This is a genomic window from Streptomyces sp. NPDC001292, assembly GCF_042896465.1.
Taxonomy (GTDB): domain Bacteria; phylum Actinomycetota; class Actinomycetes; order Streptomycetales; family Streptomycetaceae; genus Streptomyces.
Genome location: NZ_JBIAXG010000024.1, coordinates 22,221 through 46,432, shown reverse-complemented (window position 1 = coordinate 46,432; position 24,212 = coordinate 22,221). Strand labels below are relative to the sequence as shown.

22 protein-coding genes are annotated in these 24,212 nt (G+C 73.0%); 8 read left to right on the top strand and 14 right to left on the bottom strand.

The genetic code is table 11. From position 1 onward, the window contains the following. Positions 1–7: 7 nt before the first annotated feature. Together ftsW and ACFY4A_RS24010 are read right to left on the bottom strand one after the other, a co-directional pair. The gene (gene ftsW, locus ACFY4A_RS24015) at positions 8–1,375 is read right to left on the bottom strand and encodes a putative lipid II flippase FtsW (protein ID WP_390831397.1); all 1,368 of its coding nucleotides are present in this window, start codon (positions 1,373–1,375) and stop codon (positions 8–10) included. 146 nt (positions 1,376–1,521) lie between these two features. Further along, positions 1,522–1,707, bottom strand: a complete 186-nt coding sequence (locus ACFY4A_RS24010; protein WP_390831396.1) for a hypothetical protein — start codon at positions 1,705–1,707, stop codon at positions 1,522–1,524. A 149-nt stretch (positions 1,708–1,856) separates the two neighbouring features. Between ACFY4A_RS24010 and ACFY4A_RS24005 the strand changes: the two genes are divergently transcribed. Both ACFY4A_RS24005 and ACFY4A_RS24000 read left to right on the top strand, forming a co-directional pair. Beyond that, positions 1,857–2,090 (top strand): hypothetical protein, encoded by a 234-nt coding sequence (locus ACFY4A_RS24005; protein ID WP_390831395.1) that lies wholly within the window; start codon positions 1,857–1,859, stop codon positions 2,088–2,090. A 146-nt stretch (positions 2,091–2,236) separates the two neighbouring features. After that, complete coding sequence (locus tag ACFY4A_RS24000; RefSeq protein ID WP_390831394.1) at positions 2,237–3,778, top strand: LCP family protein; 1,542 nt, start codon at positions 2,237–2,239, stop codon at positions 3,776–3,778. Positions 3,779–3,901: 123 nt separating this feature from the next. Here ACFY4A_RS24000 and ACFY4A_RS23995 read toward each other — a convergent pair whose 3' ends face one another. Further along, positions 3,902–4,957, bottom strand: a complete 1,056-nt coding sequence (locus ACFY4A_RS23995; protein ID WP_390831393.1) for an LAETG motif-containing sortase-dependent surface protein — start codon at positions 4,955–4,957, stop codon at positions 3,902–3,904. A gap of 204 nt (positions 4,958–5,161) precedes the next feature. Between ACFY4A_RS23995 and ACFY4A_RS23990 the strand changes: the two genes are divergently transcribed. Then, positions 5,162–5,983 (top strand): phospholipid scramblase-related protein, encoded by an 822-nt coding sequence (locus tag ACFY4A_RS23990; RefSeq protein ID WP_390831392.1) that lies wholly within the window; start codon positions 5,162–5,164, stop codon positions 5,981–5,983. Positions 5,984–5,990: 7 nt separating this feature from the next. Here ACFY4A_RS23990 and ACFY4A_RS23985 read toward each other — a convergent pair whose 3' ends face one another. Then, positions 5,991–6,974, bottom strand: coding sequence for a hypothetical protein (locus ACFY4A_RS23985; RefSeq protein ID WP_390831391.1), 984 nt, complete (start codon positions 6,972–6,974; stop codon positions 5,991–5,993). 314 nt (positions 6,975–7,288) lie between these two features. Here ACFY4A_RS23985 and ACFY4A_RS23980 point away from each other — a divergent pair, with 314 nt between their 5' ends. Continuing rightward, the gene (locus ACFY4A_RS23980; RefSeq protein ID WP_390831390.1) at positions 7,289–7,930 is read left to right on the top strand and encodes a TetR/AcrR family transcriptional regulator; all 642 of its coding nucleotides are present in this window, start codon (positions 7,289–7,291) and stop codon (positions 7,928–7,930) included. A gap of 131 nt (positions 7,931–8,061) precedes the next feature. Here ACFY4A_RS23980 and ACFY4A_RS23975 read toward each other — a convergent pair whose 3' ends face one another. Beyond that, complete coding sequence (locus ACFY4A_RS23975; protein ID WP_390831389.1) at positions 8,062–9,117, bottom strand: DUF2510 domain-containing protein; 1,056 nt, start codon at positions 9,115–9,117, stop codon at positions 8,062–8,064. Positions 9,118–9,301: 184 nt separating this feature from the next. Here ACFY4A_RS23975 and ACFY4A_RS23970 point away from each other — a divergent pair, with 184 nt between their 5' ends. Further along, entirely contained in the window at positions 9,302–11,980 is a 2,679-nt protein-coding gene (locus tag ACFY4A_RS23970; RefSeq protein WP_390831388.1) for an ATP-binding protein, read from the top strand. Between the two features lie 272 nt (positions 11,981–12,252). Here the strand turns inward: ACFY4A_RS23970 and pcaD are convergent, their stop codons facing one another. The 7 genes from pcaD to ACFY4A_RS23935 are packed head-to-tail and all read right to left on the bottom strand — an operon-like array spanning position 12,253 to position 18,769. Then, the gene (pcaD, locus tag ACFY4A_RS23965; RefSeq protein WP_390831387.1) at positions 12,253–13,368 is read right to left on the bottom strand and encodes a 3-oxoadipate enol-lactonase; all 1,116 of its coding nucleotides are present in this window, start codon (positions 13,366–13,368) and stop codon (positions 12,253–12,255) included. Continuing rightward, complete coding sequence (gene pcaB / locus ACFY4A_RS23960; protein ID WP_390831386.1) at positions 13,365–14,714, bottom strand: 3-carboxy-cis,cis-muconate cycloisomerase; 1,350 nt, start codon at positions 14,712–14,714, stop codon at positions 13,365–13,367. The genes pcaD and pcaB overlap by 4 nt, the downstream gene beginning before the upstream one ends. Then, the gene (gene pcaG / locus ACFY4A_RS23955) at positions 14,711–15,316 is read right to left on the bottom strand and encodes a protocatechuate 3,4-dioxygenase subunit alpha (RefSeq protein ID WP_390831385.1); all 606 of its coding nucleotides are present in this window, start codon (positions 15,314–15,316) and stop codon (positions 14,711–14,713) included. Before pcaG ends, pcaB begins: the two co-directional genes overlap by 4 nt. A gap of 18 nt (positions 15,317–15,334) precedes the next feature. Beyond that, on the bottom strand, positions 15,335–16,096 hold the full coding sequence (gene pcaH / locus ACFY4A_RS23950) for a protocatechuate 3,4-dioxygenase subunit beta (protein WP_390831384.1): 762 nt from the start codon (positions 16,094–16,096) through the stop codon (positions 15,335–15,337). Positions 16,097–16,104: 8 nt separating this feature from the next. Further along, positions 16,105–17,346 carry a thiolase family protein gene (locus ACFY4A_RS23945; protein ID WP_390831383.1) on the bottom strand — a complete coding sequence of 414 codons (1,242 nt, stop codon included), beginning with the start codon at positions 17,344–17,346 and terminating at the stop codon, positions 16,105–16,107. Then, on the bottom strand, positions 17,343–17,987 hold the full coding sequence (locus ACFY4A_RS23940) for a CoA transferase subunit B (RefSeq protein WP_390831382.1): 645 nt from the start codon (positions 17,985–17,987) through the stop codon (positions 17,343–17,345). The genes ACFY4A_RS23945 and ACFY4A_RS23940 overlap by 4 nt, the downstream gene beginning before the upstream one ends. After that, positions 17,987–18,769, bottom strand: coding sequence for a CoA transferase subunit A (locus tag ACFY4A_RS23935; RefSeq protein WP_390831471.1), 783 nt, complete (start codon positions 18,767–18,769; stop codon positions 17,987–17,989). The genes ACFY4A_RS23940 and ACFY4A_RS23935 overlap by 1 nt, the downstream gene beginning before the upstream one ends. A gap of 239 nt (positions 18,770–19,008) precedes the next feature. On the opposite strand from ACFY4A_RS23935, the gene ACFY4A_RS23930 reads away from it, so the two are divergent. Beyond that, entirely contained in the window at positions 19,009–19,473 is a 465-nt protein-coding gene (locus ACFY4A_RS23930; RefSeq protein ID WP_390831381.1) for a MarR family winged helix-turn-helix transcriptional regulator, read from the top strand. A gap of 36 nt (positions 19,474–19,509) precedes the next feature. On the opposite strand, the gene ACFY4A_RS23925 is transcribed toward ACFY4A_RS23930, so the two are convergent. Further along, entirely contained in the window at positions 19,510–20,514 is a 1,005-nt protein-coding gene (locus tag ACFY4A_RS23925; RefSeq protein WP_390831380.1) for a DUF3048 domain-containing protein, read from the bottom strand. Positions 20,515–20,718: 204 nt separating this feature from the next. On the opposite strand from ACFY4A_RS23925, the gene ACFY4A_RS23920 reads away from it, so the two are divergent. Continuing rightward, positions 20,719–21,909 carry a zinc-dependent alcohol dehydrogenase gene (locus ACFY4A_RS23920; RefSeq protein ID WP_390831379.1) on the top strand — a complete coding sequence of 397 codons (1,191 nt, stop codon included), beginning with the start codon at positions 20,719–20,721 and terminating at the stop codon, positions 21,907–21,909. Between the two features lie 90 nt (positions 21,910–21,999). On the opposite strand, the gene ACFY4A_RS23915 is transcribed toward ACFY4A_RS23920, so the two are convergent. Further along, complete coding sequence (locus tag ACFY4A_RS23915; protein WP_390831378.1) at positions 22,000–23,070, bottom strand: ATP-dependent DNA ligase; 1,071 nt, start codon at positions 23,068–23,070, stop codon at positions 22,000–22,002. A gap of 74 nt (positions 23,071–23,144) precedes the next feature. Here ACFY4A_RS23915 and ligD point away from each other — a divergent pair, with 74 nt between their 5' ends. After that, positions 23,145–24,170: a non-homologous end-joining DNA ligase gene (ligD, locus tag ACFY4A_RS23910; protein WP_390831377.1), complete on the top strand. Its 1,026-nt coding sequence runs from the start codon at positions 23,145–23,147 to the stop codon at positions 24,168–24,170. The last annotated feature ends 42 nt before the right edge of the window (positions 24,171–24,212 follow it).

Genomic DNA, 24,212 nt, shown 5'->3' with positions numbered 1-24,212 from the left:
CAGCGCCTCAGCGGCGGCGCCCCGGGCGGCGCAGCAGGGCCGAGCGCAGCCGGCGTTCACGGGCGTCCAGCGCCGTACGGACCGCTGGTTCGCTGCGGGCGGCGGCGAGCAGGAGCCCGACCGTGTACAGGGTGGCGATCAGCGAGCTGCCGCCGTAGGAGAACAGCGGCAGGGGTACGCCCGCGACGGGCACCAGCCCCAGCACACCGCCGAGGTTGATGAAGGCCTGCGCCGCGAGCCAGGTGACGATGCCGCCGGTCGCCAGACGGACGAACGGGTCGTTGCGGCGGGTGGCGATGCGCAGGCCGCCCGCGAACAGCGCGGCGAACAGGGCCAGTAGGGACAGGGTGCCGAGCAGACCCAGTTCCTCCCCGGTGACGGCGAAGATGAAGTCGGTGTGCGGCTCGGGCAGTTGGCCCCACTTCTCCACGCCGGCGCCGATTCCGTTGCCGAACAGGCCGCCCGTCGACAGCGCGTACAGGCCGTGCACCACCTGCCAGCACTGGTCGTTCGGGCCCGGGTCGCTCGCGCCGAGGCAGGCGAACCGGGACACCCGGTGCGGGGCGGTCAGGATCAGTACGGTGGCCAGGAGTGCCGCGCCCGTCAGGGCGGCCCCGAAGAGCCGCAGGGGCGCACCGGCCAGCCACAGCAGACCGAACAGCACGGCGCACACGATGACCGCGGTTCCCATGTCCCCGCCGAGCATCATCAGTCCCAGCAGCAGCAGGGCACCGGGCACCAGCGGCACGAGCAGGTGCTTCCACTGGCCCAGCAGCTTGTGCTGCTGCTTGCGGGCCAGCAGGTCCGCGCCCCACACGACGAACGCGACCTTGGCGAACTCACTGGGCTGGAGCACGAACGGCCCGCCCAGGTCCAGCCAGTTGGTGTTGCCGTTGACGGTCCGCCCCAGCGACGGCACCTGCACCAGCGCCAGCAGCAGCACGGACCCGGCCAGCAGTGGGTAGGCCAGCCACCGGTGCGCCTTCACCGGCATGCGGGCCGCCGGCAGCGCCAGCGCCGCGCCGATCACCGCGGCCAAGAGCTGCCGGCGCAGATAGTAGGTCGCCGGCAGGCCGGAGCGCAGCGCCTGGATCTGCGAGGAGGAGAACACCATCACCAGCCCCAGGCCGGCGATCAGCGCCGCACTGCCCGCCACCAGGTAGTAGCCGGTGAGCGGCCGGTCCCAGGCCCGCCGCAGCCGCGCGAGGGCGCGGTGCGCGACCGCGCTGGGACCGGACAACCACCCCGAACGCCCGCCGCGCGACCGGCGCGCCGGTTCCGGGGCCCGCGACGGGGCCTGCCGACGTCTGCGGGCCGTGGCGCCCTGGGTGCCCGGGGCGCGCTTCTCCGCGGGGGCACTCGGTGAATTGCGCATGTGTGCAACCGTGGAGCCGTGGGATCGGTCCCCCCGGACGCGGCGCTCCGGTGCCGGTGGCGAATCGCCGTTTCGCGGCGCGCGTGAGTGGGCCCGCGGCCCCGGCCGCGCGGAACGAGATGTCATCGTGATCGGCCGCCGTCCCGTCAGGAGCGCGGCGCGCGTCCGTGCCGGAACGGGTTCCCCGGCCGGCGCGGTCCGCGACGCGCGGCCCGTGGCCCGTCCGCCACATCCGTGGCCTCCAGCCCGGACCGGGCGGCCAGGAGCGAGGGGGAGACGGCGAGTTCCTCGTCCCGGTCGAAGGCCGTGACGAGGTCGGCAGGATGGCTCACGCCGCCCATCCTCCCCGGTCGGGTCCCCAATTCGCCAGCCGGGCAAGCCCGGTGGGCGGATCATGGGTCCGAGGACTCCCTGAACCCGAAGCCCCGACGGGCAGGAAATCCCCTCGGGTCAACAATTGCGCAACCCCTAAACTGTCCCCATGGAACCTGATGGTGGCGTGTTGGGGCAGGAGGCCGCGGTCCTCGTGGGCGGACCGGCGGACGGGATGCGGGTCAAGGTCGCGGGGCGGCCGTGGGTGCTCCAGGTGTCGTTCCCCTGTGAGGGGGAGGCGCCGAGGGGCGGCGTACGCGTGGAGGCGGTGTACGTCTACCGCCGTGACGCGCGCGTGAAGGGCGAGCCGCTGCGGTACGGCTTCGACGCGGCCAGCCCCTGACCGCTCCCGCCGGATCGGGGTGCGGGCCCGTCGCGCACCCCGTCGCGGAGTTTCCTCAACAACTGTTGCTATATTGCGCAATCGTACAACCATTGGGTGGGGCCAGTCGTCCCCTCCGTATGAGTACGACGTATGAGGGTGCGCGCATGACGACCAGCCACAAGACCGCTCCTCCGCGCCGCCGGAGCAGGGGCGTCCCGCCCCAGCGCCGGGGCGGTTCCCGCCGACGCGCCTCCGGCGGCCGTGGCAAACACACCCGTGCACGGACCGCCTTGGTCATGGCGCTGTCCCTGCTGGTGCTCGGCACGGCGGGTCTGGGCTGGCTCTACCTGAAGCTCAACGGCGACATCAACACCTTCGGCGCCGACGGCCTGTCCGACGACCGGCCCGAGGCCGGCTCGTCCAAGGGCGAGAACGTCCTGGTCATCGGCTCCGACGCGCGCGTCGGCGGCAACGACGCACTCGGCGGCGGCAGCAAGGACGACATCGGCCGCTCCGACACCGCGCTCCTGCTGCACGTCTACGCCGACCACCGGCACGCCCTCGCCGTGTCCATCCCCCGGGACACCCTGGTCACCATCCCGCCCTGCAGGCTCCCCGACGGCAGCTGGACCGAGCCGCGCACGAACACGATGTTCAACGCCGCGTATTCCGTGGGCAACACCGCCGAGGGCAACCCCGCCTGCACCCAGAACACCGTCGAGCACCTCACCGGGCTGCGCGTGGACCACACCGTCGTCGTCGACTTCAAGGGATTCGCCGCGCTCACCGACGTGGTGGGCGGGGTGCCGGTGTGCGTGCCGCAGGACGTGTACCAGAAGGACCTCAACCCCAACCGGGCCACCCGCGGTTCACTGCTGTTCGCCAAGGGCGAGCAGACCGTCGCCGGACAGCGGGCGCTGGACTGGGTCCGTATCCGGCACGGCATCGGCGACGGCTCCGACATGGGCCGGATCAAGCGCCAGCAGGCGTTCGTCGCCAGTCTCATCAAGAAGGTCAAGGCCGACGGGCTCACCCCGACCAAGCTGCTTCCCCTCGCCGACGCCGCGACCAGGTCGCTCACCGTGGACCCCGGTCTGGGCTCGGCCGACAAGCTGCTGCCGTTCGCGATGTCGCTGAAGAACATCGACCTGCACAACACCAAGTTCGTCACGGTCCCGTGGCGCTATCAGGGCGCGCGGGTCGCCGTCGTGGAGCCGGACGCCACGGAACTGTGGGCCGCGCTCAGGGCCGACCGCACCATCGACGGCAAGGACGCCGGCGGCGAGAAGGGCAAGGCGGGCGCCTCCGCGTCACCGGACTCCGGGCAGGGCGACCTGGGCAAGGGCATCGATGTGGGTGTCTACAACGGCACCACCACCCCCGGCCTCGCCATCCGCGGCGCCTCCGTCCTCACCGGCCGCGGCTTCACCGTCACCGGCACCGGGAACGCGGGCAGCCAGAACCACGCCACCACCCTGATCCAGTACGGACCCGGTCAGCAGGCCGAGGCCGAGACGGTCGCCCGGCTCTTCCCCGGAGCCGAACTCCAGGCCCTGACCGTCCCGGGCGTCAACGTGGTCCTGGGCGAGGACTTCACGGCCGCCGCGGACGGCGCCTCGGCCGAGCCGACCTCCGTGCCCACGTCGGTGGCGGCGGACGCCCGCTCGGCCGACGACGACCTGTGCTCCGACCTGTCCTACGGATAGGGAACCTGTTCTACGGACAGGGCGGGCGCGCCGGTACGGCGCCCTGTCCGGCCACCGACGGCGAAGGGCCGCACCCGCTCTCGCGGGTGCGGCCCTCGTGCCTCAGCGCGTCAGGGACGCGAATCAGGCAGTGGCGGCACCACTGCCGGCCTTGCGGCGGCGCACCACGAACACGGCGCCCGCGCCGACGGCGACCGCGGCGCCGCCCGCCACCGCGATCATCGGCAGCGCCGAGTTGGAGCCGGTCTCGGCGAGGTGGCCCTGCGGGACGATCTGCCGGTCGCCGACGGGCTTGGGCGGCAGCGGCTTCCTGCCGCCCTGCGGCTTGGCGTCGGCCGGGTTGCCCGCGTTCGTACCAGCCGCGAGAACGTCGAACAGGTAGTAGTCCTCGTCGGTGGCGAAGACGCAGTTGCCCTTGTCGTCGGCGTACATGCCGATGGAGATGGCGAAGCCCATGCCGGCGGGGGCCGTCCTGTCCACGCTGAGCCGCAGGTCGACGGAGAAGGACTCCTTGGGCCTGACGTCGGTGTAACCGACGTAGCCGACGGCCTCGTCCTCCTCGTCCACGGAGATGTTCTCCCACGTGCCGGTTTCCGGGTCCTTGTACTGCAGGGTGAGGTGGCGCGTCTGGTCGGTGAACTTCTTCCCGTCGACCAGGCCCGCGAACACACCCATGTCGACGCGCTTGTAGGAGTTGCTGCCGGAGTTCGTGACGTTCAGCTTGAACGTGTGGAACCCGCTGCCCGCGACGACCTTCGAGGGCAGGCCGGTCAGGCTGGTGCGCAGCTTGCTGTCGAACTTCGGGTCGTCACCCTCCTCGCACGGCTGCGGACCCCGCGACTCCGAGGGGGAGGGGGTGGGGGTCGCGGTGCCGGGCGTCGACTCCTTGTCAGTGAGGGTGGTGCCCTCCTCCTCCGAGCCGGACCCGTCCTTGGTGTCGTCGGGCTTCTCGCCGGTGTCGTCGGACTTCTCGCCAGTGTCTTCCGACTGGTTCTCGCCGACGGTGGTGGCGGTGCCGTCGGCGTCCTTCGACGGGTCCTCGGTCTGGGCGGTGTTGTCGCCGGGAGCGTCCGTCTTCTCCTCCGTGTCGGTGGATTCGCTTCCGGTACCGGGCGACTCGGTGGACGCGGTGGTGTTCGGGGTGGTGTCCGCGAAGGCGGCGGGGGCCGCAAGAAGCACAGCGGGTGTGATGGCTGCCGTGGCTGCTGCGAGAGCCAGGGAGCGGCGAATCCTCATGCGAACCTCGAAAAACAGGAGTGGCCAATGTGTTCGCAGAGGAGATCGCCGGGAGCCGTGAAGGGTTGCCCAGAAAACCGCAGTTCAATGTGTGATGTGCGCCACTCGCGAGCATGGGTCCCGCCTGCCCGGCGGTAGTGTGCGCCGGTGAGTACGTACTCGAACACACCGGCAGGTTGGTACCCGGATCCGCACGGAGCGGCCCAGACGCTGCGTTACTGGGACGGTTCACAGTGGACGGAGCACACCCACGCCGACCCGCAGGCCCACGTCGCGCCGCAGGTGCCGCCGCAGCAGGCCGCCCCCGACGCGCGCGTGCAGCGGCAGGTCCAGCACCAGGCCGGGGTCACTCCGGGCGCCCGGGGCGGCGGTTCGCTGTTCAGTGAGCCGGTGCTCGTGGTGAACCAGAAGGCCAAACTGATCGAGCTCACCAACGAGTACGAGGTCTTCGACCAGCACGGCAACCGGATCGGCACGGTCACCGAGGTCGGGCAGAGCGCGCTGAAGAAGGCGATGCGGTTCGTCTCCAGCCTCGACCAGTTCATGACGCACAGGCTGGAGATCCGCGACGCCTACGGCGCGCCCCGGTTGGTGCTCACCCGGCCGGCCAAGGTCTTCAAGTCGCGGGTGGTGGTGTCCCGTCCGGACGGCTCCGAGGTCGGCGAGATCGTCCAGCAGAACGTCTTCGGCAAGATCAACTTCGCGATGAACGCGAACGGGCAGCAGGTCGGCGCGATCAAGGCGGAGAACTGGCGCGCCTGGAACTTCGCCATCGTCGACCACGCCGGCAACGAGGTCGCCCGGATCACCAAGACCTGGGAGGGCCTGGCCAAGACGATGTTCACGACCGCCGACAATTACGTGCTCCAGATCCACTACCAGCTGCCCGAGCCGCTGCTGAGCCTGGTGGTCGCCACGGCGCTGACCGTCGACACGGCGCTCAAGCAGGACTCGCGCGGCTGGAACTGACCGGCGGTCACAGCGGGGTGAGGCGTCCCGGTCCCAACGGCCGGGACGGCAGCGCCGGTTCCAGGGAGGGCGGTTCCGACTCCAGGGCGAGCACGGCGGCCACGGGGTGCGCCGGGTCACCGCCCCGGCCTCCGGTGTGCTCCGGACCCGGTCCGGGGCGCGCGTCCGTGGGCCGCGGGGTCGCCCGCGAGAGCACCACGACCCCGCAGGAGGCGAGGGCCGCGCCCGCCGACGCCAGCAGCACGCCCGTCGCGCCGCCCTTCAGCCCCTGGCCCAGCAGGGTGAGCCCGATCAGCGCGGCCGCCGCAGGGTTGGTCAGTGTCAGCACCGCCAGCGGGGCGCCGAGCCCGTCCCGGTAGGCGGTCTGCGACAGCAGCAGCCCACCGGTCGCGAAGGCCGCGACGAGCAGCGCCACCATGATCACGCGGGCGCTGAGCAGGGGTCCGGAGTGGTCCGTGGCGGCCACCGTCACCGTCTGGGTGAGCGCGGAGGCCACGCCCGAGGCGACCCCCGACGCGGTCGCGTGCCGCAGGCCCGGGCGCGTCCCGGGCCGTGACAGTGCGCCGATCAGTACGGCCGTGGCACCCGCGACCGACAGCGCCTCGAGGGGGCTCAGCACGCGTACCGGGGCCGGCCCGGAGGCCGCGAGGAGCAGGGCGGCCAGTCCGAGCAGCGTGCACGCGGTGCCCCGCCACTCGGCCGCCGCGACCCGCCGCCCGGCCATCCGCGCCCCCAGCGGCACGGCGGCCACCAGGGTGAGCGCGCCGAGCGGCTGGACCACGGTGAGCGGGCCGTACTTCAGGGCCGCCACGTGCAGCAGGGCCGCCGATCCGTTCAGTGCGACGGCCCACCACCAGGCGCCGGCGCGGAGCAGTCCGCGCACGCCCGTTCCGCGGGTGTGCGCGGCGACCCGTTCCTGGGCGACCGCGGCGGTCGCGTAGGCGACGGCCGAGAACAGCGACAGGACCACGGCCGTCAGGGCGGCGCTCACCGGCCCGTCCCCGCCGGGGCGTTCCCCTCGGCCGGCCGGGACTCACGGACTAGCGGGCGCCGCGCCGGTCCGTGCGGCTCCGCTTCGGCGGCCTCGCTTCGGGATGTCATGCCAGGCCCTCTCGTGACGGTGATGCGTGGGTGGTGCTGTCCGCACCCATGCCGATGTGCCGTACATCGACACGCGAGCGTACCGATACGAAAGTGTACCGATACGCACGCGTACCGGTACACTGCCATGGACCTTCGCCACACTGGAGAGCAGAGCCCTGAGCCCGGGCCCGAACTCCCGGGACACGAGTGAGGAGCGCAGCGATGACATCGCAGGCAGCGGACGAGCCGGAGACGGTCGTCGCCCCGCGCCGCTCCAAGCTCACGCCGGAGCGTGAGCAGGAGTTCTTCGATGCCGTGCTCGAGCAGATCCGCGAGCACGGCTACGACGCCGTCACCATGGAGGGCGTCGCGGCCAGCACCCGGTGCAGCAAGTCCACGCTCTACCGGCAGTGGCGGACCAAGCCGCAGTTCGTGGCGGCCGCCCTGCGCTCCAGCGGCCGCTGCCGCTTCGCCGGCATCGACACCGGCTCGCTCGCGCAGGACCTGCGGCGGGTCGTGCGGGCCGCGGGCGAGTGGTCGGGCCGGGACACCCGCCTCCTCCAGGCGCTCGGGCACGCGATCACGCTGGACCCCGAGCTGAAGCGGGCGCTGCGCGAGACGCTGGTCGAGCCGGAGATCGCCGTGCTGCGGGAGATCCTGCGGCGCGGGGTGGAGCGCGGCGAGGTCCGCGCGGACAACCCCGCGCTGGAGTTCGTGCCCGCGCAGCTGTTCGGCGTCCTGCGCATCCGGCCCGTGCTGGAGGGGGAGTACGCCGACCCGGACTACCTGGTCCGGTTCCTGGAGGCCGCGGTGCTGCCGGCACTGGGCCTCGGTTCACGACTCAGGCCGCCGTCCCCGGGATGACCGGGCGGTGACCTGCCCGCGCCGCACCGTGGGGACGGGGGCGGCGCGCACCCCGGCCGGGCGGGGTGCCTCCGGAGTGGAGAGGTGCCCCGCCCGGTCGCGGTACGTCCGGGTGCGGCTCGGGCGTCGGCTCAGACGCTCTGGCCGTTGCCGCCGCCCGAGGACGCCTCGATGCCCCGGGTGATGTCGTCGATCACGGACTGCGGTTCCCCGACGTCGAGGCCGAAGCGGACGACGACCAACTGCCGTGAGTCGGCGGGCGAGGGGAAGGCCAGCGACTCCACGTACCCGTCGGCGCCCTTGCTGGTGACGGCCTTCCAGCGGACCAGGTAGCCCTTCTGCCCGGCCACGGTCACCGCCTTCGAGGCCAGCACCTGGTGGGAGGTGATCCCGCCGTAGGCCTCGCCCCCGTAGGAGTCCTCGGCGTTCGCCGTGATGTCGGCCTTGGCGACCTCCTCGGGCGTGCTCCCGCGGACGCCCAGGGCGAGCGCGGGAGCCGAGTAGGCGCCGCCCTTGGTGCAGTTCTTGGAGGTGTCGCCGGGGCACTTGTAGGAGTCGCTCGACGTGACCTGGGCGCCCACCCCCAACTCCTGGCCGTACCAGCCGTCGGGTATCGGCAGGCTGATGCCGCTGACCGCGTCGGTCACCGAGCCGCTCTTGATCTTCGGCGCCTCGGACGGCCTGTCACCGGATCCGCCGGAGTCGCCGGATCCGCCGGAGTCACCGGATCCGCCGGACCCGCCCGGGCCGCCGAAGGGGCCGCCCTCCTCGCCGGTGCCGCCCCGGCCGTCCGGCCCCTGCCGGGACCCGGCACGGCCGTCCTTGCCGCCGACGTCGTTGACCAGCGCGTACACACCTACGCCGATGCTCGCCAGCACCGCGGCCGCCACCGTGACGGCGATGCCGGTACGCAGGCCGCGGCGCGCCGGAGCCGGCGGGCGGCCGGGATGTCCGGGGTACGCCGGATATCCCGGGTGTCCCGGATACCCCGGGTGGGCCGGGTACCCCGGGTGGGCCGGGTACGGCCCGGGGACCGCCTGCTGCGCCGGGGGACCCCACACGGCGGCCGACCCGACGGGACGGGTCTGGTCCGTCCATGCCCTACCGTCCCACCAGCGCTCGGTGGCGGGGCCCTCACTTGTCTGCCCGGGGTCGGGGTACCACCCGGGAGGAGTCACCTGCGTCATGTCCCTACCGTATGAGGCGTCGGTGAAAGAGCGATGAGAGGACCCCGGTCCCGTTCCCCGCGCCATCCCCACTACCGCGGGTCACCCGACTACGCAACAGGTGCCGGGACGGCCCGCCGCATCGGCCCCTCGGGTACTACGCTCGAAGTCTGCATGCCGTCTGGCGACTTGGGGAGGTAGCGGGATGACGGAGGTACGGCCGGGCACGGCCGCCTCGGCCTCGCTGTGGGAGCGTGACGAGGAACTCACCGCCGTCGTACGCGCGATCGACGTCCTGTGCGCCGACCGCGCGTCCTCGGGAGGACTGCTGGTCCTGGAGGGCGAGGCCGGTCTGGGCAAGACCGCCCTGCTGACCGAGGCCCGCCGCATCGCCGGAGAACGCGGCTGCGCGGTGTGGTCGGCGCGCGGCGGCGAGACCCTGCGCTCCGTCCCCTTCAACGTGGTACGGCAGTTGCTCCAGCCCGCGTTCCTGTCGCTGATGCCCGAGGAGGCCCGCGAATACCTCGGCGACTGGTACCACGTCGCCGGCCCCGCACTCGGCATCGCGGAACCCCGGGACGGGCAGGCCGACCCGCAGGGCGTGTGCGACGGACTGGTCGCCGCCGTGCGCCGCCTGGCCAAGCGCGAGTGGCCGCTGGTGCTGCTGATCGACGACGCCCACTGGGCCGACGTGGAGACCCTGCGCTGGCTCGCCGCGTTCGCCGAGCGCCTCGAGGACCTGCCCGTACTGCTCGTGGTGACCCGCCGGCCCGGCGAGTTCGGCGGCGGGGGCGCCCGGTGCCTGGACGCGGCCGTCGCCGCCGCGGGCGTGCACACCCTGAGTGCCCTGACGCCCGAGGCGACCGCCGGACTCACCCGCACCGCCCTCGGCCCGCACGCCGATGCCCCGTTCTGCCGGGAGGTGTGGGCGGTCACCGGCGGCAACCCGTACGAGACCGTCGAACTGCTCGCCAAGGTGCGCGACAGCGAGCTCGAACCGGTCGAGGCCCGGGCCGCCGAACTGCGCGCCCTGAACCGCTCGGCCCGCGGCGGCGGCCTCGTCGCCCGCCTGGAGGAGCTCGGCATAGACGCCACCCGGTTCGCCTGGGCCGCCGCCGTCCTGGGCACCGGCATCTCCGTGGAGCTCGTCGCCCGGCTGGCCACCATGAACCGCGACGACGCCGAGCGCTGCGCCGAACTGCTGTGCCGCGCCCGCATTCTCACCGAGCCGGACCCGGCGACCGCCCGGGGCGGCGGCGGGGAGCTGGAGTTCGTGCACCCGCTGATCGCCACCGCCGTCTACAACTCCATCCCGGACGCCCTGCGCACCGCCATGCACGGCATCGCCGCCCAGGTCGTCGCCGACTCCGGGCTCGGCGCCGCCGCGGCCTCCCGGCACCTGCTCCAGGTCCACCCGGACGACGACGAGGAACTCGTCGAGCAGCTGCGCCAGGCGGCCCGCGAGCACCTCGCCGTCGGCGCGTCCGACGCGGCCCGCCGCTGCCTGGAGCGGGCCCTGCTGGAGCCGCCGACCCCCAGGACGCACGCGCGCGTGCTCTACGAGCTGGGCTGCGCGACGCTGCTGACCGCGCCCGCCACCACCATCGAGCACCTCCAGCGGGCGCTCGCCATGCCCGGCCTGGACGGCGCCCCCCGCGTGGACGCCGTGTGGCGGCTGTCCCAGGCCCTGCTCCACAACGACCAGCTGGAGGAGGCCGTCCGCACGGTCGAGGCGGAGGCCGCCCGCCACGAACCAGGGCCCACCCGGATGCGGTTGCAGGCCGTGCAGTACATGTGGGAGGGCCTGTACACCGGTGGGACCAGCTCCCCGGACCGCTCCGAGCGGCTCGCCGAACTCGCCTCCGGCTGCACCGGACGCGACAACTCCGAGCGCGCCCTGCTGATCCTGCGCGGCTTCGACGCCATGACCCGCGGCGAGAGCGCCGAGGAAGTCGTCGAGATGTGCGACCGGGCGCTCGTCAACGGCCGCCTCGCACCCGGACTCGGCTGGACCGACACCGAGTGGGGCATCGAACTGCTGCTGATGCTCGCCAGCGCCTACGCCTACTGCGACCGCCTCGACCGCGCCGAAACCCTCTACACCGAGGGCCTGCGCGCCTACGAGGCCGCCGGCTGGAGCGGCGGCCACCTCGCACTCGCCCACGCCTACGTCGGCCTCGGGCACCGCAGGCGCGGCCGGCTGCGGGAGGCGGAGGAGTACCTGCGCGCATCGCTGCGCCTGGCCGAGCGGGTAGGCCGGGGACTGCCCCTGTACTGGACCGCGACCTGCAATCTCGTCGACACCCTGCTCGCCCGCGGCCAGGTCGAGCGGGCCTGGGAGGTCGCCGAGCAGCACGCCTTCGCCCCGCCCTACCCGTCCACCATCGTGCTGCCCGACCCGCGCAGCGTGCGCGGCCGGCTGCTGCTGGCCCTCGGCCGCACCGAGGACGGCATCAACGAACTGGAGGCGGCCGAGAAGGCGGCTGCCGCCCGCGGCCACCAGAACCCGGTGACGGTGCCCTGGGCGTCCGACCTGGCCCACGCGCTCGCCACCGAGGACCCCGGGCGGGCCGGCCGGCTCGTCGCCGACCTCCGCCGCCGGGCCGAGCGGTTCGGCACCGACACCGCCATAGGAGAGGCCCTGCGCTGCGCCGCGGCCCTGGAGACCGGCCAGCGCGCGGTCCGGCTGGCCGCCCAGGCCGTCACCTACCTGGAGGCCTCCCCCTGCCAGTACGAACACGCCGTCGCCCGCGTCGAGTTCGGCATCGTCTCGCGCTCGGCCGCCGAACTGGGCCGGGGCCTGGCACTGGCGCGCTCGTGCGGCGCGGACGGCCTGGCGGAACAGGCCGCGCAACTCCTGGAGTCGGAGCACGAAGTGGCCTAGGGCCGGTCGTCACATTCCCGTCTGCCCCGCGACGCCTGGCACGCTCCCCCGAGCTCTTCGAGCAGGGGGACCCCCAACTCGCCGCACCGGGCGAAAGCCCAAGTACGTCCAGTACGAGGGCTTCCGCCCGGCACTCCCCCAAGCTCTCCGAGCAGGGGGGACCCCCAGAGCACGCACCAGACGCCGCGGGGCCGCCCTTCGGGCGACGACGGGAATGTGACGACAGGCCTGGGCGGGTGGTGGCGGGTCGTTGCAGGTGTCCGGGCGCGTCGTCACTCCTCGCCGGACTCCTCGGCCAGTACCCGCTGGGCCACCGCGAACGCCGAGTTCGCCGCCGGGACCCCGCAGTACACGGCGCTCTGGAGGAGCGCCGCGCCGATCTCCTCGGGGGTGAGCCCGTTGCGACGGGCCGCCCGTACGTGCATGGCCAGTTCGTCGTAGTGGCCGTGTGCGATCAGCGCCGTCAGGGTGATCAGGCTGCGCTCGCGGCGGCTGAGCGTCGGGTCGGTCCAGATCTCGCCCCAGGCGTAGCGGGAGATGAAGTCCTGGAAGCGGGCCGTGAACGGGGTCTGCCGGGCCTGCGCCCGGTCGACGTGCTCATCACCGAGCACCGCGCGGCGCACCTCCATGCCCCGCCGCGGAGCACCGTCGAGGTGGGTGCGCAGCGTGGCCAGGACCGCCTCGGGGCACTGCGCGGGCGCCAGGTGCGAGGCGCCGGGGATCTCCACCAGCGCGGAGCCGGGGACCGCGTCGGCGATCTGCCGCAGATGCGCGGGCGGGGTGGCCTGGTCCTCGCGGCCCGCGACGAGCAGCGTGCGCGCGCCGATCCGAGGCAGCCGGTCGGTCAGGTCGAAGGCGGCCAGCGCGTCGCAGCAGGCGGCGTACGCCTCCGGGTCGGCCTCCCGGTGGTCCCGGACCAGCTCCGGCACGGTGAAGTCACCGGCGAACCACCGGGCGTCGGCGCTCTCGGCCAGCCAGTCCAGCCCGTCCCGCCGGACCCGCTCGGCCCGCTCCTGCCACGCCTTGGCACCGTTGAAGTGGGCCGACGAGCAGATCACGGCGAGCGAGTCGACGCGTTCGGGGTGGTGCACGGCGAGGTGCAGACCCACCGCACCGCCCAGCGACACCCCGGCGTACGCGAACCGTTCGATGCCGAGTGAGTCGGCGAGCGCCAGCACCAGGCCGGCGAGGTCGCCGACGGTCGCGCCGGGCCCGATCAGCCCGGCCGGCGAACCCCCGTGCCCGGGCAGGTCCCAGCGGACCACCCGGTGGGAGATCGCCAGCTCGGGTGCGACCTTGTCCCACAGCGCGTACGACGTACCGAGGGACGGCCCGAGCAGCAGCGGGGGAGCGGAGGCGGGGCCTTCGAGAAGGTGGTGCAGAGTCAACGTCGCTCCAGGGCACGGTCGGTGAGGGCTCCGGCGGAGCCGGTGTAACGGGCCGGGTCGGTGAGCTCGCCCAGGTCCACGTCCTTCAATTCAATCTGCTCGGAAAGGAGTTCACCAAGGTCCCGGTTCTCGGTGCAGGTGCGCCGGGCGAGTTCGGTGAGCAGTTCCTTCGCGCGGGCACGGCCGAGTACGGGTGCCAGCTCGGCCGACAGCCGCTCGGAGACGATCAGCCCATGGGTCAGCCCGAGATGGGCGCGCATCGCGTCCGCGTCCACCCGCAGCCCCTCGGTCAGCTCCGCGGCGTCGCGGGCCGCGCCGCCGACGAGTCGCAGCAGCTCCCGCAGCGGCTCCCACTCGGCGTGCCAGGCGCCGGGCGGCCGTTCGTCCTGCGCCGCCAGGGACCCGTAGAGGATGGCCGCGAGCTGTGGGGCACGCCGGGCGGCGGCCGCGATCAGCGTGGACCGTACGGGGTTCGCCTTGTGCGGCATGGCGGAGGAACCGCCGCCGCTGCCCTCGGCGAGCTCGGCGGTCTCCGTGCGGGTCAGGACCAGCACGTCGGCGGCGATCTTGCCCAGCGTCCCGGCGGCGAAGGCGAGGCATCCGGCGAGGTCGGCGACCGGCGTGCGCAGCGTGTGCCAGGGCAGCAGCGGTTCGCACAGGCCCAGTTCGAGGGCGTAGGCGGTGACGAGCGCGGTCGCGTCCTCGGCGCCGTACGCGGAGAAGGCCGCCAACGTCCCCGCAGCGCCCCCGAGTTGGACGGGCAGGGAGTCCCGCACCCGGGTCAGGCGGTCCCGGGCGTCCAGCACCAGCGACCGCCACCCGGCCGCCTTCAGGCCGAACGTCGTCGGCACGGCGTGCTGGGTCAGAGTCCGGCCCGGCATCACCGTGTCGCGGTGCGCGGCGGCCGTCCGGGCCAGCGCCTGTTCGGTGCGGGCCAGGTCGGCCAGGGCCAGTTCCAGGGTGCGCACGGCGACCAGCATGGTCGCCGTGTCCATGATGTCCTGGCTGGTCGCGCCCAGGTGGACGCAGGGGCCGTACTCCTCGCCCACGGCCTCGGTGAGGTCGGCGACCAGCGGGATGACCGGGTTGCCGCCGCCGCGGGCGCGCTCCGCGAGCGCGGACACGTCGAAGCGGCCCGGATCGGCCGCCCGGGTCACCGCCTCGGCCGCCCGGCCCGGGACGAGGCCGAGCGCGGCCTGGGCCCGGGTGAGCGCCGCCTCCGCGTCGAGCAGGGCCCGCAGATAGGCGGAGTCGCTCGTCGCGGACGCGGCGGGGGAGCCGGCCCAGCCCGGACCGAGCAGGCCGACGTCGAGACCGGCGGCGGGATCAGCGGCAGGTGATGTCACCGGAACTCCAGGAAGACCGTCTCGCCCTCGCCCTGAAGGCGGATGTCGAAACGGTATGCCCCGCTGTCCTCCCGTGTGGCGATCAGCGTGCCGCGCCGCTCCTCGTCCAGCCGGCCGAGCAGCGGGTCGGCGGCCAGCGCGGCCTCGTCACCGGGCAGGTAGATCCGGGTGAACAGGTGCACGAGCAGCCCGCGCGCGAACACGCACACGCTGAGGTAGGGGGCGTTCCGTCCGCGTGCGCCCGGTCGCAGCGTCCGCGCGTACCAGTGGCCGTCGGCATCGGTCTGGATGCGGCCGAAGCCGGTGAACTCCACACCGTTGCGGCCCAGGTGGTCGCCGAAGGCCGGGTCGCGCCGCATCGAGCCGTCGACGGCCGGCAGGTTGCCGTCCGGGTCGGGCCCCCACACCTCCACCAGGGCGTCCGGCAGGGGCCGCCCCTCGCCGTCGTACACGTATCCGTGCACGGTGACGGTGTCCGGGTGCCCCAGGGGCGCGATCTCCTCGCCGCCGCGGAAGGGGAGCGCGTAGCCGTAGAAGGGGCCCACCGTGTGCGACGGAGTGGGCAGCACGTTCTCGGGGCTGCTCGTGTCGATCTTCGTCATGGCAGGTCAGCGTCCTTCTTAGGTCCAGGTGGCGTGCGGGCCGTCCAGCACGATGTCCCAGTGGTAGCCGAGCGAGAACTCCGGCACCGACAGGCTGTGGTCGTAGGTGGCGACCAGCCGCTGCCGGGCCGCGTCGTCCGTCACGGACTGGAGGATCGGGTCGTACGGGAACAGCGGGTCGTTCGGGAAGTACATCTGCGTCACGAGCCGCTGCGTGAACGCCGTGCCGAAGACCGAGAAGTGGATGTGGGCCGGACGCCAGGCGTTGACGTGGTTGCGCCACGGGTACGGCCCCGGCTGGATGGTGGTGAACCGGTAGAAGCCGTCCCCGTCGGTCAGCGTGCGGCCGACGCCGGTGAAGTTGGGGTCCAGCGGGGCGTCGTGCTGCTCGCGCTGGTGGGCGTAGCGGCCCGCCGAGTTGGCCTGCCAGATCTCGACGAGCTGGCCGCGCACGGGCCGCCCGTCGCGGTCGAGCAGCCGCCCGGAGACGGTGATCCGCTCGCCGATCGGCTCCCCCGTGTGCTGACGGGTGAGGTCGTTGTCGATCCCGGTGATGTCCCGCTCGCCGAACGCGGGCGAGGACAGCTCGACCAGCTCCGGGTCCTTGCTGACGTCGATGGCGACCAGCGGCCGCTCGGGGTGGCGCAGCACCGAGGAGCGGTACGGCGCGTAGCCGCGGCGCGGATGGTGCTCGACCGGGGCGCCGTCGGCGACGCGCTTCTCGTACGCGGCGTGTTCGGCGGCGATCTCCTGGTCGATGTCGTGCTGAGTGAGAGCCATGGGGTTTCCTAGCGTTCGAGGACGAGGGCGAGGCCCTGGCCGACGCCGATGCAGAGGGTGGCGACGCCGGTGCCGCCGCCCTTGCGGGCGAGCTGGTGGGCGACGGTGCCGGCGAGACGGGCGCCGGAGGCGCCGAGCGGATGGCCCAGGGCGATGGCGCCGCCCTGCGGGTTGAGGATGCCGGGGTCGAACTCCGGCCACTCGGCCAGGCAGCCCAGGACCTGGGCGGCGAAGGCCTCGTTGAGTTCCAGCACGTCGAGGTCGGCGAAGGTCCGGCCGGCCTTGGCGAGGGCCCGGTTGACGGCTTCGACGGGGGCGAGGCCGAAGTAGTGCGGGTCGGTGGCGCTCACACCGCCGGCGGAGATCCGGGCCAGGGGTTCCCGGCCGGTGGCCTTCAGGCCCTTCTCGTCGGTGAGGAGCAGGGCGGCGGCGCCGTCGTTCAGCGGGGAGGCGTTGCCCGCGGTCACCGTGCCTCCCCCAGCCTCCGGCCCGGGGGACCCCCATCCCGCTTCGCTCGCCGTGCGGAACGACGGCTTGAGCTTGGCCAGCGCCGCCAGGGTCGTGTCCGGGCGTACGGACTCGTCGGCGGTGAGGACGACCGGGTCGCCCTTGCGGCGGGGGACCGGCACGGGGGCCAGTTCGGCGTCGAACAGGCCCTCGGCCTGAGCCCTGGCCGCCTTCTGGTGGGAGGAGAGGGCGAACTCGTCCTGCTGCTCGCGGCTGATCTTGTGCTTCTCGGCGATCAGTTCGGCCGACTCACCCAGCGGGACGGTCCACTGCGGGTCCATCCTGGGGTTGACCATGCGCCAGCCGAGGGTGGTCGAGTACAGCTCGGCGTGTCCGGCCGGGAACGGCCGGTCGGACTTGGGCAGCACGTAGGGGGCGCGGGTCATGGACTCCACACCGCCCGCCACGGCGATCGAGGCGTCGCCGACGGCGATGGCGCGGGCCGCCTGGATCACCGCCTCCAGGCCGGAGGCGCACAGCCGGTTGACAGTCACGCCCGGCACGGAGGTGGGCAGGCCGGCGAGGAGGCCGGCCATGCGGGCGACGTTGCGGTTCTCCTCCCCGGCGCCGTTGGCGTTGCCGAAGTAGACGTCCTCGATCCGGACGGGGTCCAGGCCGGGCGTGCGGGCGAGGAGTTCGCGGATGGCGTGGGCGGCGAGGTCGTCCGGGCGCACCGGCGCCAGGGCGCCGTTGTAGCGGCCGATCGGGGTGCGCACCGCGTCGACCAGGTAGACGTCCTTCACAGCAGGTCCTTTGCGACGGTCAGTTTGGCGTCGGTCCTGGCGGTGACCTCGTCGACGCCGACGCCGGGCGCGGTCTCGACGAGGACGAGTCCGTCGTCGGTGACGTCGAGGACGCCGAGGTCGGTGATGATCCGGTTCACGCACGCCTTGCCGGTCAGGGGCAGCGCGCACTGTTCGAGGATCTTCGGGGAGCCGTCCTTGGCGGTGTGGGTCATCACCACGATGACCGTGCGGGCGCCGTGGACGAGGTCCATCGCCCCGCCGATGCCGGTGATCATCTTGCCCGGGATGGCCCAGTTGGCCAGGTCACCGCCGGCGGAGACCTGCATGGCGCCGAGCACGGCGACGTCGATGTGCCCCCCGCGGATCATCCCGAAGGACAGGGCCGAGTCGAAGAAGGAGGCGCCGGACAGGACCGTCACGGTCTCCTTGCCCGCGTTGATCAGGTCCGGGTCGACCTGGTCCTCGGTGGGGTAGGGACCGGTGCCGAGAATGCCGTTCTCCGACTCCAGGACCACCTCCACGCCGTCGGGCAGGTAGTTCGGGATCAGCGTCGGCAGACCGATGCCCAGGTTGACGTACTGGCCGTCCTCGAGTTCGCGCGCGGCGCGGGCGGCCATCTCTTCACGCGTCCAGGCCATCAGTCGTTCACCGTTCCTCGTGCCGAAGGCGCGGAAATCGTGCGCTGTTCGATCTTCTTGTCCGCCGCCTGCTCCGCGGTCAGCGCCACCACGCGCTGGACGAAGACGCCCGGCAGGTGCACCGCGTCCGGTTCGATCTCACCCGGTTCGACGAGTTCCTCGACCTCCGCGACGGTGACCCTGCCCGCCATCGCGGCCAGCGGGTTGAAGTTCCGGGAGGACTTGTTGAACACCAGGTTCCCGTGCCGGTCGCCCTTCGCCGCGCGTACCAGGGCGAAGTCGGTCCGGATCCCGCGCTCCAGCACGTACCGGGTGCCGTCGAACTCGCGGACCTCCTTCGGCGGCGAGGCCAGGGCCACTCCGCCCTGCCCGTCGTACCGCCACGGCAGCCCTCCCTCGGCCACCTGCGTGCCCACGCCCGCCGGGGTGTAGAAGGCGGGGATCCCGGCCCCGCCGGCCCGCAGCCGCTCGGCCAGCGTGCCCTGCGGGATCATCTCCACCTCCAGCTCCCCGGCCAGATACTGGCGGGCGAACTCCTTGTTCGCGCCGATGTAGGAGCCGGTCACCCGCGCGATCCGTCCCGCGGCCAGCAGGACCGCCAGGCCGGACTCCATCGCGCCGCAGTTGTTGGAGACCACCGACAGCCCGCCCACCCCGCGCTCGTACAGCGCCTGGATCAGCACGTTCGGCACACCGCTCAGCCCGAAACCGCCCACCGCGAGTGACGCGCCCTGCGGCACATCGGCCACGGCCTCCACGGCTGTGGCGACCACCTTGTCCATCGAATCACGCCTCATCTCCGCCGAGCGTTCAGCAACCGCAGATAGTCAGGGCACTGACTATTTCGCGTTCCCTCACGCTGCCACTTGGGGCGTGCGCGAGTCAATACCGGCTTGACCAGGACGAGCAGGCCGATCGAAGCGCCGGAGGACCCGTGGCGGACGGGCGGCTCGCGGGCGGTATCGTTCAGTGCACCTACAGAACTCCACGGACACACGACGGACCGATGCGAGGAGCGCACATGGGCGCGGTGGACCTCTCGACCCACCCCGGGCATCTGGCCCGGCGGTTGCAGCAGGCGCACTACCTGCTGTGGAACACGATGGTCTCCGAGGAGATCACCTCGCCGCAGTTCGCGGTCCTGAACGTGCTCGTCGCCGAGCCGGGTCTCGACCAGCGCACGGTGGGGGAGCGGGTGGGCCTCGACCGGTCCACCATCGCCGAGGTGATCAGCCGACTCGGCCGTCGCGGGCTGCTCGACAAGGTGCGTGACCCGCAGGACGGCCGCCGTTTCCTGCTGCGGCTGACGGCGGAGGGGGAGCGCACCCACCGGAGGCTCACCGTGCGCACGGCCCGGATGAACCAGGTCTTCCTGGGTCCGCTCAGCGCCGAGGAGCAGGCCCTCTTCTTCGACCTCATCCGGCGGGTCGCGGACGCGGCCGAGGGACTGCGCCATCCGGCGGAACCCCTCGCCGCGCAGCCCTGATCGTGTCCGCCGCCGTCCCCGGTCACCGTCCGCAGGTCATCGCTGCGCGGCGAAGACCACCCAGACCTGGCCCCGGGCGAAGTTCACGTCCGTGCCGTCGGCGGCAGTGAACCGCGTGCCGCCCGCGGCGCTCGGGCGCTTCCAGGTGGCGTCGTACACCCGCCCGTCGCGCAGTACCTCCGCCTTCCCCGAACCGACGGTCTCGGTGTACGGGGTGTAGTTGCCGAGCGCGTCGTGCAGGTCCGACTTGCGTACCTTCACGTGCTGCACCACGACCGTCGAGGGCACCACCTGTTCGCCGCTGGTCGTGACGGTCTGGCGGCCGTCCATCGCCACCTTCCAGCCGTGCCGCCCCGCGGACCAGGTGAAGGTGAACCGGGCCGCCGGGTAGCGGACCGTGTGCGAGGTCTCGGCGCGGCCGCCCGCGGGCGCCGGGCCGTAACGGAACCCGGTGGTCAGCGCGTTCGCTCCCGGGGCGGAGCCGAGGAGCTTGTTCGGGCGCAGGTAGAGGTTGTGCGGGGACGGCTTGGCGGTGCCCCGGAAGTACGCGTCGGGCTTGTTGTCGGGCGTTTTCGGGGACAGCGGGGCGGCCTCGATCAGCGGCAGCAGTTTGTGCTGGGCGCCGGAGAAGGCGAGCGTGGGACGGTCGAACTGGCGCAGCAGTTCGAGGTCGGACTCGCGCGCGCTGCGCACCGGCCCGACGACCGGGGGCAGCCGGGTGGCGTAGACCGCCATCAGCCGGCTCAGCCCGCCCTCGACCTGTTCCGTGTACACGATGTCGGCGGCGTCCAGACCGGTCTGGGGGCGGGCCGCTCCCACGTTGTCGATCTTGACGGCGAGGACAGGGCCGGCATGCTCCGGACTCGGTGCCGGGCTCTGCGGCAGTTCCCGCACCGGCCCCGGGGTCCGCCCCTTTCCGTTCCGCCCGTCCTCGATCGTGCCGTGCCGCGCCGTGCAGCCCGTCGTCAGGGTGGCCGTCGCCACGGCGGCCAGCAGCGCCACCGCCGAGGCGACGCACCGCACCCGCGCGCTTCGTCCCATGTCCACCGTTCATCCCCCGTCTCCGCGCTGCTGCTTTTGGTTGTGTGTTTATCCGCTCATCGGTGGCCATACCCGCTCGGTTCTGATCGGGCGCGACCTACTGGGCCGATCGGCCCAATGAGCCGGCCGGCGGTTCGGCGGGTCGGGCCCCGGGTACCCGGGCGCGGCACAGGAGAGGCAGAACGACGGAGGGAGCGCGCCGCGATGAAGGCAGTGACCTGGCAGGGCAAGCGCGACGTTCGGGTGGACGAGGTCCCCGACCCGAAGATCCAGGAGCCGACGGACGCCGTCATCCGGATCACCTCGACCGGCCTGTGCGGCTCCGATCTGCACCTCTACGAGGTGCTCACGCCGTTCATGACACCGGGCGACATCCTCGGCCACGAGCCCATGGGCATCGTGGAGGAGGTCGGCGCCGAGGTGCCGAACCTCAAGCGCGGCGACCGGGTGGTCGTACCGTTCCAGATCTCCTGCGGCCACTGCTTCATGTGCTCCGCGGGCCTGACGACCCAGTGCGAGACCACCCAGGTCACCAGCGAGGGCATGGGTGCCGCCCTGTTCGGCTACACCCGCCTGTACGGCGCCGTGCCGGGCGCCCAGGCCGAGTACCTGCGCGTCCCACAGGCCCAGTTCGGCCCGATCAAGCTCCCCGAGGGCCCGCCCGACGACCGGTTCCTCTACCTCTCGGACGTGCTGCCGACCGCCTGGCAGGCGGTCGCCTACGCCGATGTGCCGCGCGGCGGGAGCGTGGCCGTACTCGGTCTCGGCCCCATCGGCGACATGGCGTGCCGGATCGCCAAGGCCCGCGGCGCCGAGCGGGTGTTCGGCGTGGACCTGGTCCCGGAACGGCTGGCCCGGGCGCGCCGGCGGGGCGTGGAGACGTACGACCTGCGCGGCTTCGACAACGAGAAGGAACTGGTCGCGGCCATCCGCGACGAGACACAGGGACGCGGGCCCGACGCCGTGATCGACGCGGTCGGCACCGAGGCGCACGGCAGCGCGGCCGCCCGTCTCGTCCAGCAGGCCGCGGCAGCGCTGCCGCACGTCCTGAGCGGACCGCTCGCGGAACGCTTCAGCGTGGACCGGCTCGCCGCCCTGCACACCGCCATCGAACTGGTGCGCCGTGGCGGCACGCTCTCCCTGAGCGGCGTCTACGGCGGCACCGCCGACCCCATGCCGATGCTCACGCTCTTCGACAAGCAGATCCAGATGCGCATGGGCCAGGCCAACGTCCGCCGCTGGACCGACGAGATCATGCCCTACCTGACGGACGAGGACCCGCTGGGCGTCGACGACTTCGCCACGCACCGGCTGCCGCTGTCGGACGCCCCGCACGCGTACGAGATGTTCCAGCGCAAGCAGGAAGGGGCCGTGAAGGTGGTCATGCAGCCGTGAGCGCGTGCGGCCCCGTCCGGGTCAGGGAGTGGGCCGCCTCGTACGGGCTCAGGGGTGGGCCGCCTCGTACGGGCTCGGGCTCGTACGGGCTCAGGGGCGGGAGCCGAAGACCTCCGCCAGGTCGTAGCGGACCGGCTCCTCCAACTGGGCGTAGGTGCAGCTCTCCGGCGCGCGGTCCGGGCGCCAGCGGCGGAAGCGGGCCGTGTGCCGGAACCGTGCCCCGTTCTCCATGTGGTCGTAGGCCACCTCGGCCACCCGCTCCGGCCGCAGGGGCACCCAGGACAGGTCCTTCTTCCCCGACCAGCGGCTGGGCGCGCCGGGCAGCCGGGCCGCCTCGTGGGCCGCCTCGTCCGACCAGGCCGCCCACGGGTGCCCGGTCACGTCGTCCATCCGCAGCGGCTCCAGCTGCTCGATCAGCTCGGCGCGCCGCTTCATCGGGAACGCGGCGGACACGCCGACGTGTTGCAGGGTGCCCCGGTCGTCGTACAGGCCGAGCAGCAGCGAGCCGACGACCGGGCCGCTCTTGTGGTGGCGGTACCCGGCGACCACCACGTCCGCCGTGCGCTCGTGCTTGACCTTGAACATGGCCCGCTCGTCCTGGAGATAGCGCAGCCCCAGCGGCTTGGCGACGACGCCGTCCAGGCCCGCCCCCTCGTACCGCTCGAACCACCGCCGGGCCACCTCGATGTCGGTCGTGGCGGGTGCCACGTGCACCGGAGCGGTGACCCCCGCCAGCGTCCGGACCAGCAGCGCGCGCCGGTCGGACAGGGGCACCTCCAGCAGTGACTCGCCGTCCAGGGCGAGCAGGTCGAAGGCCACGAAGGAGGACGGGGTCCTCTCGGCCAGCATCCGTACCCGGGAGTCGGCCGGGTGGATCCGCTCGGTCAGCGCGTCGAAGTCCAGCCGGCCCTCCCGTGCGATCACGATCTCCCCGTCCAGCACGCACCGCTCGGGCAGCCGCTCCTTGAGCGCCTCGACCAGCTCGGGAAAGTACCTGGTCAGCGGCTTTCCCGTGCGGCTGCCGAGCTCGACCTCGGCGCCGTCGCGGAACACGATCGCCCGGAATCCGTCCCACTTCGCCTCGTACTGCATGTCCGGCGGGATCCTCGACACCGACTTGGCGAGCATCGGCTTCACGGGCGGCATCACCGGCAGGTCCATGCCTAGATTCTGCGCGCCCGAGCGCGTGCTCGCCCGGTGTGCGAGGCGTGCGCGCTGCCCCTACCGTGGCTCGCATGGGCGATGCGGTGGAACTGGAGGTGGGCGGCCGGACCGTACGGCTGTCCAGCCCGGACAAGGTCTTCTTTCCCGAGCGCGGATTCACCAAGCTGGACGTCGCCCGGTACTACCAGGCCGTCGCCCCCGGCATCCTGCGCGCCCTGCGCGACCGCCCCACCACCCTGGAGCGCTACCCGGACGGCATCACCGGCGAGTGGTTCTTCCAGAAGCGGGCGCCCAAGGGCATGCCCGCGTGGATCCCCACCGCCCACATCACCTTCCCCAGCGGCCGCAGCGCCGACGAGATGTGCCCCACCGAGGAGGCCGCCGTGGTGTGGGCCGCCCAGTACGGCACGCTCACCTTCCACCCCTGGCCGGTGCGCCGCGACGACGTCGACCACCCCGACGAACTGCGCATCGACCTCGACCCCCAGCCCGGCACCGACTTCGCCGACGCAGTGCGCGCCGCCCACGAACTGCGGTCCGTGCTGGAGGAGTTCGGGGGGCTCCGCGGCTGGCCCAAGACCTCCGGCGGACGCGGTCTGCATGTGTTCGTGCCGATCCAGCCGCGCTGGACCTTCACCCAGGTACGGCGCGCCGCGATCGCCGTGGGCCGGGAGATGGAACGCCGGATGCCCGAGCACGTGACGATCAAGTGGTGGAAGGAGGAGCGCGGCGCCCGCGTCTTCCTGGACTACAACCAGACGGCCCGCGACCGCACCATCGCCTCCGCCTACTCCGTGCGCCCCCGCCCCCACGCCCCCGTCTCGGCGCCCCTGCGCTGGGAGGAGGTCGGCGTCGCCCGGCCCGAGGACTTCGACGTGGCCACCATGCCGTCCCGGTTCGCCGAAGTCGGCGACGTGCACGCCGACATGGACGACCACGCCTTCTCCCTGGAGGCCCTGCTGGAGCTGGCAACCCAGGACGAGCGCGACCACGGCCTCGGCGATCTGCCCTACCCGCCCGAGTACCCGAAGATGCCCGGCGAGCCGAGGCGCGTCCAGCCGAGCCGGGCCAAGAAGCAGGGCCCGGCCGCCGGCTGAGTCCGCCGGCACCCCGGTGGGAGGTGCGCTGCCGCGGGGCGA